Source organism: Empedobacter sp. UBA5987 (genome assembly GCF_002429865.1).
Taxonomy (GTDB): Bacteria; Bacteroidota; Bacteroidia; order Flavobacteriales; family Weeksellaceae; genus Empedobacter; species Empedobacter falsenii_B.
In genome coordinates, this window is the sequence record NZ_DJBB01000054.1 from 59,254 (window position 1) to 69,298 (window position 10,045).

A 10,045-nucleotide genomic window follows, 5' to 3' on the forward strand; every position below is an offset into this window, starting at 1 on the left:
ATTTTACCAATTACCATTCATGTGCGTCAAAATCATAGGACCTTCAGAAGTTACCAAAACAGTATGTTCGTGTTGCGCAAAAACGCCAGGAGCATTTCCTATCATCGTCCAACCATCCGCTTGTTCAATTGCTTCGTAAGAATTTTCAGAAATAAAAGTTTCTAACGCAATCACAGAGTTTTTACGGAATCGACGTTTATCATCTGGATCTCTGAAATTCATCAAATCTAACGGTTCTTCGTGCAACGAACGCCCTACTCCATGACCAGTTAAATTCTCAATCACATGATAATGATGTTTTTTTGCTTCTTTCTCAATAATTCCACCAATATCAGCGATTTTAACGCCAGATTTTACAGCCGCAATTGCTTTTTGAAGTGCAGAAATCGATGCATCAACAATTTTTTGATAACCATTTACATCTTCTCCAACAACAATAGAACCTCCATTATCAGCCCAAAAACCACCTAATTCTCCAGAAACATCAATATTAATAACATCTCCATCTTTCAAAATTTTATCAGCTCTTGGAATTCCGTGACAAATTTCTTCATTCACGCTTAAGCAAGTATAACCAGGAAATTGATATGTCTCGAAAGGAGCTGATTTACAACCAAATTTGTGCATAATCTTCGCACCAAAATCGTCCAATTCTTTTGTTGACATTCCAGGTTTTACATAATCTTTCATCTCTTTAAGAGTAACAGCTACAGCTTCGCTGACTTTTTTCATTCCGATTAACTCTTCTTCTGTCTCTATAATCATTGCTTAAATTCTATTGATTTCCTTTTCAGAAATCATTTGCAAATTTACGTGTATTTGCAACGATTATTCGCTTATTTTGATAGAAATTCGTGATTATTGTATAATAGATTATATTGTTGATTGATAAAGAAGTATATTAATCATAATGAAAACGACATTTCGCGATTTGAATTTCATCTTCTACAACACGATATATTAACCGATGTTCATGATCTATTCTTCTTGACCAAAAACCTACATATTTGTGTTTCAAAGCTTCTGGTTTCCCCAGACCATCAAAAGGATTTCGAGCAATATCTTTAATCAATTCATTGATCTTTTTCAATTTAGATTTATCTGTTTTTTGCCAATACAAATAATCTTCCCAAGATTCATCAACAAAAACGATTTTCATTTATTCTTCGATTAACTCTTTTGTAAACGTTTTCTGAGTTTTTAATTTCTCAATTGCAGCATCCAAACGCTCTTCATTTTTGCGAGAAGAAAGCTCATAATTTGTAGCCATTAGTGAGTTATACTCTTCTAAAGACATAATAACAACACCAGAATTTTTTCCACGATTGATAATCAATGTTTCAAAATTATTCGTCACACGATCAAAATATTCTTTCATATCTTTTCTAAATTCAGAAATACTTGTTATCAACATATGTACAATATTTTGTACAAATATATGTACAATTAATTATAAATCAACTTGATTTACAAATTTTTAGAAAATAAAAAAATCCGTCAAATTGACGGATTTAAGTTTATATTTTTTCTAATTATTAATCTGCATCATAGATTAATACTCGTTTTGCTAGTTTATTTGGACCATTCAAAAACTCGATATGTTGAGGATGTTTTTGATATGTTTCAAATTGTTCCATCGTTTCGAAAGCGGCAAACAAAGAAAACGAATACGAAGCGTCTATAACATCTCTTTCTATATTTGCAGGCGTTCCAACATGAAAAAATGCTGATGGAGCAATTGGTTCTAAATCTTTCAAAGCTTGGTGAAATATATTCACTTCAGCTTCTGTAGCGTCGTCTTTTAACCAAAATAGTACGTGGTGTGCTAACATAAAATTCTATTTTTTAGTATGCAATTTGCATTTTTACTTTCTTATTTTTTACTTTTTGACCGTTCAATTTTTTCAATAAATCTGGAACTTTTTTACGATTAATCGCAACATACGAAGTCGTGTCCTTTACCTCAATAATTCCAACATCGTTTTTCTCCAAACCTCCTTTTTTGAACAAAAATCCAACAATATCAACTTTATTGACTTTGTCTTTTTTTCCTGCAGAAATATAAATCGTTTGGTAAGGTGTACGTTCTGGAATCTTATATGTTCCACCTAAATTTTCGACAGGTAAATTTTCATTTACAAACGGAAAATGTTCTTCATTGCTAATAATTAAATACACAAAACCTTTCGCATTCATACGTGCTGTACGTCCATTTCTGTGAATAAAAGCGGCTTCTTTTGCAGGTAATTGATAATGAATAATCGAATCTACTTCTGGAATATCCAAACCACGCGCAGCCAAATCTGTTGTAATTAAAACTCGAACCGAATCATTTCTGAATTTCAGTAACGCACGTTCGCGTTCGTCTTGTTCCATTCCACCATGAAAACTTTCACGCGCAATTCCTTTTTCATGCAACAAATTACTAATACGGTCGACAGCATCACGGTGATTACAGAAAATCAACATGCGTTTGCTTCCAATTTTGCAAATCAAATTAAATAAAGTATCCAATTTTTCTTCTGAAATGGTGTTAACCACTTTCATATGTAAATCAGGCTTTACCTCGATTTGTTTTAGATAGCTCACAATTTTTTCGTCATTCAATCCAACAAATTCTGGAATATTTTCCATTTCTGTAGCAGAAGTCAAAATACGTTGTTTCAAACCAGAAAGTTGCTCTACAATAAAGCTCATATCTTCTTGAAAACCTAATTCTAACGCTTTATCAAACTCGTCTAAAATTAAAGTTTGAACAGTCGAAGGATCAAAGTTTTCATTACGCAAATGATACGCAATACGTCCTGGAGTCCCAATTAATACAGCTGGAGCTTCTAACAAAGTATTTTGCTCAACTTTTGTATTGTGACCTCCATAACAACACGTTACTTTATAATCAGACTTCATCGATTTGAAAACTGTTTCGATTTGTAAAGCTAACTCACGCGCAGGAACTAAAATTAAGGTTTGAACACCTTTTACATCTGGATTTAAATCTCTTAAAGTCGGAAATAAAAACGCCAATGTTTTACCAGATCCTGTTGGTGATAATAAAATTAAATCTCGTTGATTTTCGGACATTTTGAATGCTGAACGTTGCATTGCATTCATATCTTTGATGCCCAAATTTTTATAAAGTAAATCGATTTGCATGCTGCAAAAATAGTCTATTCTTTCGAATTAATCATTTTTTGAAGCTGTAGAAATCTTATAATCTTCCATAAATTCATCAAAAAGATTCATGATTTCGAAGTGATTTTTATCTAATGTATTTCCATCAAACGAAACAACAGCGCCATAGATTTTATTCCAAAATCTCATACGTGTTTGTAAGAATTTCTGCGTTTCGTTATGGATAAAATCGTCTGCATCAATAATTTTTATATTAATGACACGTTGGCGAGGCAATTTCAGTTCTTCAATTTCCAAAATTTTTCCCCATTCAATATAATTCAAATGATCCGTAGGTTTGTAAACGATTCCTTTTTTATCAATCAATAAAATCAATTGTTTTTTCATCAATTTTTTGATTGAAACGATGATGAATAGTAAACTTGGAACAAATAAAACTCCGCTTAAAATTTTTGCAGTTTGCGGAGAATTAACTTGATTGGCGTTTAGAAATAAATAAATTGAACAAGCAAAAAATAAAAGACTACCGAATAATAATCCCCAATTGCTTGTTTGTTTTGCATAAACTTTAACTGAATTCAACTGATTTTGTTTTTACAAAAATATAGATTTTAATCTTAATTAAAGGTTATAAAAAAGAGTCTCAAAAAACTGAGACTCTTATTAATTATCCAAAAATTTCTTGGTATTGTTTCTTGTATTTTTCTAAAATAATTTTACGTTTAAATTTTAACGTTGGCGTTAATTCTCCACCTTCTACGGTCATTTCATTTGGAATAATTGCAATCTTTTTGATTTGCTCCCAATGTCCAAAATGATTATTCAGTTGATTGATTTCATCTTCTAATTTCTTTTTGACAACATCACTTTTCTGGAATTCATCATGAGAAAGATTTACAATTTCTGGAGTATTTGACTGCGCCCATTTTTTGAGATTTGTATAACTCGGAACTACAAAAGCACCAGGAAACTTCTCTCCTTCTCCAACAACCATCAATTGCTCGATGAATGGCGATTCTACCATTTTCATTTCTATTTGTTGCGGAACAATATATTTCCCTCCAGAAGTTTTGTACATCTCTTTTTTACGGTCAACAATTTTTAAGAATTTATTGTCAACCCATTCTCCAATATCCCCCGTATATAACCAACCATCTCTGATTTCTTCGGCAGTTTTTTCTGGTAAATTATGATAACCCATCATCACAATATCACCTTTTACTAAAATTTCGCCATCATCGGACAATTTTACTTCAACACCTTTCAACGGAGGTCCTACAGTGCCTATCTTTTTCCCTCGACGAAAACAATTCACCGCAATTACTGGCGAAGCTTCTGTCAATCCATAACCTTCATAAATTGGAATTTCAGCGGCTAAAAAAACGCGAACAATTCGTTGTTGAATCGCTGCACTTCCCGTTACAATGGCTTTTAATTCGCCTCCAAGTCCTTCGTACCATTTGTGTAAAACTAATTTTCGAGCAATTGTTAATTTCAAATTATAACTTGCAGAACGCTGATCATCTTCTAACACAAACTCATCGCCAACTTTTACAGCCCAATCAAAAATAGATTTCTTAAAACCTGATAATTGAGCTCCCGTTTGCATGATTTTTTCATAAACTTTTTCAATCACACGAGGAACAGCCGTAATCATATGCGGTTTGATTTCTTTTAAATTATCGCCAATCTTCTCCATCGATTGTGCAAAATATATAGAAATTCCCATGTAAACATACAAATACTGAATCGTTCGTTCATACGCATGACAAGCAGGAAGAAAGGTCAAAGCACGATCATAAGGATCAAGTGGTGTTGAATATTCGCAAGCCATAACATCTGCAATAATATTTTTATGCGACAACATCACGCCTTTCGGATTTCCCGTTGTTCCTGATGTATAGATTAAAAAAGCTAAATCTTCGTGCTTTACATTTGCGGCACGTTTGTCTATTTCTTCTTGTTGAATTGTTTTTCCTTTTTCGATTAAAACATTCCAACTTTCTGTATTTTCAAATTCATCAATCGAATACAGTTGCTCTAATGAAGGCAATTTTGTTTTGAGTTGATTGATTCGCGTGTACAAATCGAGATTACTTGTAAAACACAATTTTATAGCCGAATCGCTAAAAATATATTCGTAATCGCTGTCAGAAATATTCGGATAAATCGCTACCACAACAGCTCCGATTTGTTGTATCGCATAATCTATCATATTCCATTCGACACGATTTTCTGAGATTAATCCCACTTTTTCACCTGGTTGAACTCCACAAGCGATTAATCCTTTTGAGATTGCATCAACATGTTCTAAAAAAGTTGTGGTTTTCATTGGTTTCCATTCTCCATTTTGTTTGGATACAAACATGGATAAATCAGGAAACTTTTCCAGCTGACGTTTTGGTAAATCAAAAATTCTGGTTGCTTCCATAGCGTACTTATAGTTTTGTAATTTTGAAAAGAATTCGTCGAAAATAGCGTAAAATGATGAGTTTTTCAAAAATTTTATCTTCAACTTAAAAAGAATTATATTCGTCATAACTATTACAATTATGAAATATCTAATTTTACTTCTCTTATTATTTTACTCTTGCAGTTCTGATTTTAAAAAGTCTTATATAATTGGAGATATTAAACTATATGAATTACAATGTTCTGGACACTATTATTTGAGCACTGATAATTGTGATTGTAAATATTTACCAACTAATTATTTTATTCCAAAAGGTGGAAATGATTCATTTTTTGAATTATTCTTAAAGGAGAATAAAGGAAAACTTCAAGTTAATTCACTTTATAATGAATTTGAAACTCATGGAAATATCAAAGAGAAAGTAGATTTTATTCTATATACCGATAACGCTTCTTTTAGTGATAGTATAAGTAAAGTAAATTATACTGTGATTCGAGGATATTCCAATGGAAGAATGAATCCATAAAAAAAACCTCAATTCATCATGAATTGAGGTTTTTTTTTATTGATAAATTTCGTCAATTTCTTTTTTATATTTTTCTGAAATGATTTTACGTTTCATTTTCAAAGTTGGAGTTAATTCTTCACCTTCAATCGTAAATTCATGCGCTAAAATTGCTGGTTTCTTAATCTGTTCCCAATTTCCAAAAAACTGATTTGCTTTACGAACTTCTTGATTAATTACTTTATGAACTTCTGTAGATGCTATGAATTCATCGCGAGAAAGATTACTAATTTCAGGTGCATTTTCTTTTGCCCATTCTTTCAGATTTGCATAATTCGGAACAATAAAAGCTGACGCAAATTTTTGCGCATCACCAACAACCATTGCTTGCTCAATAAAATTTGATTCGACAAGTTTTGTTTCAATTGGTTGAGGAACAACATATTTTCCACCAGAAATTTTGAACATTTCCTTTTTACGATCAATGATTTTCAAGAAATGACCTTCTCCTTCCTCCCAAACTCCAATATCACCTGTGTGCAACCATCCATCAATAATGACCTCATCGGTCGCTTTTTGATTTTTATAATAGCCCATCATCACATTAGGACCTTGAACCAAAATTTCTCCATCTTCGGCTAATTTTACCTTAACATCTTTTATTGGTGAACCCACAGTCCCTATTCGAACACCTAATTTATGCGGATTATTTACAGTGATTAAAGGCGAAGTTTCCGTCATTCCATATCCTTCAAAAAATGGTAATCCAGCCGCCATAAAAACACGCGCAATTTTACCTTGCAACGAAGCACTTCCCGAAATAATATATTTGAAATTACCTCCTAACGCTTCATAAAATTTATTCAAAACTAATTTTCGAGCTAAAGCTAACTTCACATTATACACCAAAGATCGTTTCTTCGCATCAGGTTCATATTGAGAAGCAATATTAATCGCCCAATCAAAAACTTTTCGTTTTTTTCCTGTTAAAGCGCTACCTGTTTTTAGGATTTTCTCATAAACTTTTTCCATCACTCGAGGAACAGCAGTCATGATATGAGGTTGTACTTCATTGATATTATCACCAATTTTTTCAAAACCTTCGGCGAAATAAACCGTTACACCAATATATAAATAGGTATAAATTACAGTTCTTTCGTATGTATGACAAGGTGGTAAAAAAGTCAAACCTCTTGTTTCTTCTTCTAACACTACAATTTCTTTTGCCGCAATAAAATTCGAAACCAAATTATTATGAGACAACATTACACCTTTCGGTTTTCCTGTTGTTCCAGACGTATAAATTAAAGTTGCTAAATCTGAATTTCGAACAATTGAACTAAGATTATTTACATATTCGTCTGTTATATCTTTTCCAATTTCTTTTAATTCTGACCAATTTCTAGAATCTGGGAACTCATTAATTGCAAAAACATATTCTAAACTATAAATTGTCCCAAACATATTATTGATACGTTCATACAAATTTTTTGTACTTACAATACACAATTGTATTTCGGCATCATTGAAGATAAATTGATATTCAAAATCTGTAATATTTGGATAAATCGCTACCACAACCGCACCAATTTGCTGAATTGCAAAATCAATCACATGCCATTCATAGCGGCTTTCGCACACAAGTCCTACTCGATCGCCAGGTTTAACTCCCAGAGCTAATAAACCTTTCGAAATTTCTCTTGTTTGCGCAATAAATTCGGCTGGTTTTGTAAACTTCCATTCGCCATCAATTTTACTTGCAAACATATTATGATTGGGGTAAAGTTCTTGTTGACGATAAGCTAAGTCAAAAATTCGTGTAGGATTATTCATTTTCTAAATACTAAACTTTATAAAAAAGAGTGCAAATTTGGTGCAAAATTTTCATAAATCAGTTTTATTTCACGAAAAAAGCAAGATTAATAAAAATCTTGCTTCGTTATTTTTCTAAAAAATTGATGTTTTTATTGATAAATTCCGTCAATTTCTTTTTTATATTTTTCTGAAACGATTTTACGTTTCATCTTCAAAGTTGGCGTTAATTCTCCAGCTTCAATTGTAAATTCATAGGGCAGTAAATGAAATTTTTTAATTTTTTCCCAATTTCCAAAATTGACATTTAATTTATTGATTTCATTTCCTATCAATTCATAAATTTTTGGATGCGTTAAAAATTCTTCAAGAGGTAAATTAATCAATGAAGATTCATTTGTTTTTGCCCAATCAATGCAGTTATCATATGAAGGAATAACCAAAGCAGCTGGGAATTTTCGTCCTTCTCCAACCACCATAATTTGTTCGATATAATTAGATTCTGAAAGAATTTTCTCAATTTGTTGCGGAACAACATATTTTCCTCCAGAAGTCTTGAACATTTCTTTTTTACGATCGATAATTTTTAAGAATTTATCATCAACCCATTCGCCAATATCGCCCGTATACAACCAACCATCTTTCAAAACTTCAGCAGTCGCTACAGGATTTTTATAATATCCTTGCATGATATTTTTTCCTTTTGCTAAGATTTCTCCGTCTTCGGCTAATTTAATTTCAATATCAATCAAAGGAATCCCTACAGTTCCGATTTTCATTCCACGTTTGATACAATTTACAGATAAACAAGGTCCAGCTTCTGTTAAACCATAACCTTCGTAAATTGGAATTCCGGCTGCTAAATACAATTTTAATAAACGAGTTTGTAAAGTTGCACTTCCCGATGCAATTCCTTTGACATTACCGCCAAGCGCCGCTTTCCATTTCGAAAAAATTAATTTTCGAGCAATGTTTAATTGAAATTTATACCAAGCCGAAAGTTTTGATTCGTCTAAATCATACTGTTCTCCTAACGAAATTGCCCAAAAGAATAAAGCTCTTTTAACTCCAGTCAATTGTTCGCCAGTCGCCATAATTTTATCGTAAACTTTCTCTAAAACACGTGGAACAGCCGAAAAAATATGCGGTTGAACTTCTTTCATATCTTGCCCAATTGTATCCATTGATTGCGCAAAATAAATTGGTAAGCCCATTTTGATGTACACATATTGAAAGACGCGTTCATACGCATGACAAGCAGGTAAAAAAGACAACGCTTTATCATACGCTTTTACAGGAAAAGAATATTCGGAACTATTGATATCAGCTAATAAATTTTCGTGAGAAAGCATCACACCTTTCGGATTTCCAGTTGTTCCAGAAGTATAAATAAGAGTTGCTAAATCAGTTGGTTTTACATTGTCCATATTTGTTTGTAAAACCTCATCAGCAATAGAAATTCCTTTCGAAATTAACTCAATCCAATTTGGTGTATGCGGATAAGTATTAAATGTATAAACTTGTTCAAGATTTGGAATACGATCTTTAATTCCTAATAATCGTTGATATAAAGCATCATTACTCACAAAACAAAGTTTGATTTCGGCATCATTTAGAATAAATTCGTAATCATTGTCCGAAATATTGGGATAAATTGCCACAACGACAGCTCCAATTTGTTGAATTGCAAAATCTACTAAATTCCATTCCAAACGATTTTCACTGATCAACGCAACTTTATCATTTGGTTGAACGCCATTTGCAATCAAACCTTTCGAAATATTATTTACTCGATTGATAAAATCTGTTGTCGAAATTCCCTTCCATTCTCCTTTTTCTTTGTAATTAAAAATACAAATGTTAGGTGTATTTTTTTCTTGAAATCGAGGTAAATCGAATACTCTTTGTGGTTGTTTCATATTCTTGAAATAAGGATACAAATTTCTGTTAATTCTTTTTACTTTAGAAATTATTTACTCATTCTTTTCTCAAAAAAATTAAGTTTATTATCAATAAAAATCATTTTATTTTTTTGCAATAATTACACTATACTCTCTTTCAACTTTTTCGCCAGCTTTGCTAATCACACTTTCCGAAAATGTTTTTGTATCTTCAATAGAAAATTTAGCAGATTTCAATAGTTTTATCACTTCATCTTCTGTTGTAATCTTCCCTAAAAACCG

10 protein-coding genes are annotated in these 10,045 nt (G+C 31.9%); 1 reads left to right on the forward strand and 9 read right to left on the reverse strand.

The annotated features are described in order from the left end of the window. Positions 1-3: 3 nt before the first annotated feature. The 7 genes from map to B3J26_RS09050 form a co-directional block, all read right to left on the reverse strand. On the reverse strand, positions 4-765 hold the full coding sequence (map, locus tag B3J26_RS09020) for a type I methionyl aminopeptidase (RefSeq protein ID WP_115000652.1): 762 nt from the start codon (positions 763-765) through the stop codon (positions 4-6). 136 nt (positions 766-901) lie between these two features. Then, the gene (locus tag B3J26_RS09025) at positions 902-1,159 is read right to left on the reverse strand and encodes a Txe/YoeB family addiction module toxin (RefSeq protein ID WP_115000653.1); all 258 of its coding nucleotides are present in this window, start codon (positions 1,157-1,159) and stop codon (positions 902-904) included. Continuing rightward, on the reverse strand, positions 1,160-1,414 hold the full coding sequence (locus B3J26_RS09030) for a type II toxin-antitoxin system Phd/YefM family antitoxin (protein WP_115000654.1): 255 nt from the start codon (positions 1,412-1,414) through the stop codon (positions 1,160-1,162). Between the two features lie 121 nt (positions 1,415-1,535). After that, a complete protein-coding gene (locus B3J26_RS09035) occupies positions 1,536-1,832 on the reverse strand; it encodes a Dabb family protein (RefSeq protein ID WP_115000655.1) in 297 nt (98 codons plus the stop codon). Positions 1,833-1,845: 13 nt separating this feature from the next. Next, positions 1,846-3,153, reverse strand: a complete 1,308-nt coding sequence (locus B3J26_RS09040) for a DEAD/DEAH box helicase (protein WP_180906721.1) — start codon at positions 3,151-3,153, stop codon at positions 1,846-1,848. A 27-nt stretch (positions 3,154-3,180) separates the two neighbouring features. Then, a complete protein-coding gene (locus B3J26_RS09045; RefSeq protein WP_291074228.1) occupies positions 3,181-3,714 on the reverse strand; it encodes an STM3941 family protein in 534 nt (177 codons plus the stop codon). An 85-nt stretch (positions 3,715-3,799) separates the two neighbouring features. After that, positions 3,800-5,563, reverse strand: coding sequence for an AMP-dependent synthetase/ligase (locus B3J26_RS09050; RefSeq protein WP_291074230.1), 1,764 nt, complete (start codon positions 5,561-5,563; stop codon positions 3,800-3,802). A gap of 238 nt (positions 5,564-5,801) precedes the next feature. On the opposite strand from B3J26_RS09050, the gene B3J26_RS09055 reads away from it, so the two are divergent. After that, a complete protein-coding gene (locus tag B3J26_RS09055) occupies positions 5,802-6,071 on the forward strand; it encodes a hypothetical protein (RefSeq protein WP_291074232.1) in 270 nt (89 codons plus the stop codon). Between the two features lie 36 nt (positions 6,072-6,107). Here B3J26_RS09055 and B3J26_RS09060 read toward each other — a convergent pair whose 3' ends face one another. Together B3J26_RS09060 and B3J26_RS09065 are read right to left on the reverse strand one after the other, a co-directional pair. Beyond that, complete coding sequence (locus B3J26_RS09060; protein WP_280048921.1) at positions 6,108-7,883, reverse strand: AMP-dependent synthetase/ligase; 1,776 nt, start codon at positions 7,881-7,883, stop codon at positions 6,108-6,110. A 131-nt stretch (positions 7,884-8,014) separates the two neighbouring features. Next, the gene (locus tag B3J26_RS09065; RefSeq protein WP_291074235.1) at positions 8,015-9,781 is read right to left on the reverse strand and encodes an AMP-dependent synthetase/ligase; all 1,767 of its coding nucleotides are present in this window, start codon (positions 9,779-9,781) and stop codon (positions 8,015-8,017) included. Positions 9,782-10,045 lie beyond the last annotated feature (264 nt).

Bases quoted from the DNA above. Each gene is read 5' to 3' on its own strand.
- B3J26_RS09065 (WP_291074235.1), bottom strand. From the start codon at position 9,781: ATGAAACAACCACAAAGAGTATTCGATTTACCTCGATTTCAAGAAAAA.
- B3J26_RS09050 (WP_291074230.1), bottom strand. From the start codon at position 5,563: ATGGAAGCAACCAGAATTTTTGATTTACCAAAACGTCAGCTGGAAAAG.
- map (WP_115000652.1), bottom strand. From the start codon at position 765: ATGATTATAGAGACAGAAGAAGAGTTAATCGGAATGAAAAAAGTCAGC.
- B3J26_RS09030 (WP_115000654.1), bottom strand. From the start codon at position 1,414: ATGTTGATAACAAGTATTTCTGAATTTAGAAAAGATATGAAAGAATAT.
- B3J26_RS09060 (WP_280048921.1), bottom strand. From the start codon at position 7,883: ATGAATAATCCTACACGAATTTTTGACTTAGCTTATCGTCAACAAGAA.
- B3J26_RS09040 (WP_180906721.1), bottom strand. From the start codon at position 3,153: ATGCAAATCGATTTACTTTATAAAAATTTGGGCATCAAAGATATGAAT.
- B3J26_RS09025 (WP_115000653.1), bottom strand. From the start codon at position 1,159: ATGAAAATCGTTTTTGTTGATGAATCTTGGGAAGATTATTTGTATTGG.
- B3J26_RS09035 (WP_115000655.1), bottom strand. From the start codon at position 1,832: ATGTTAGCACACCACGTACTATTTTGGTTAAAAGACGACGCTACAGAA.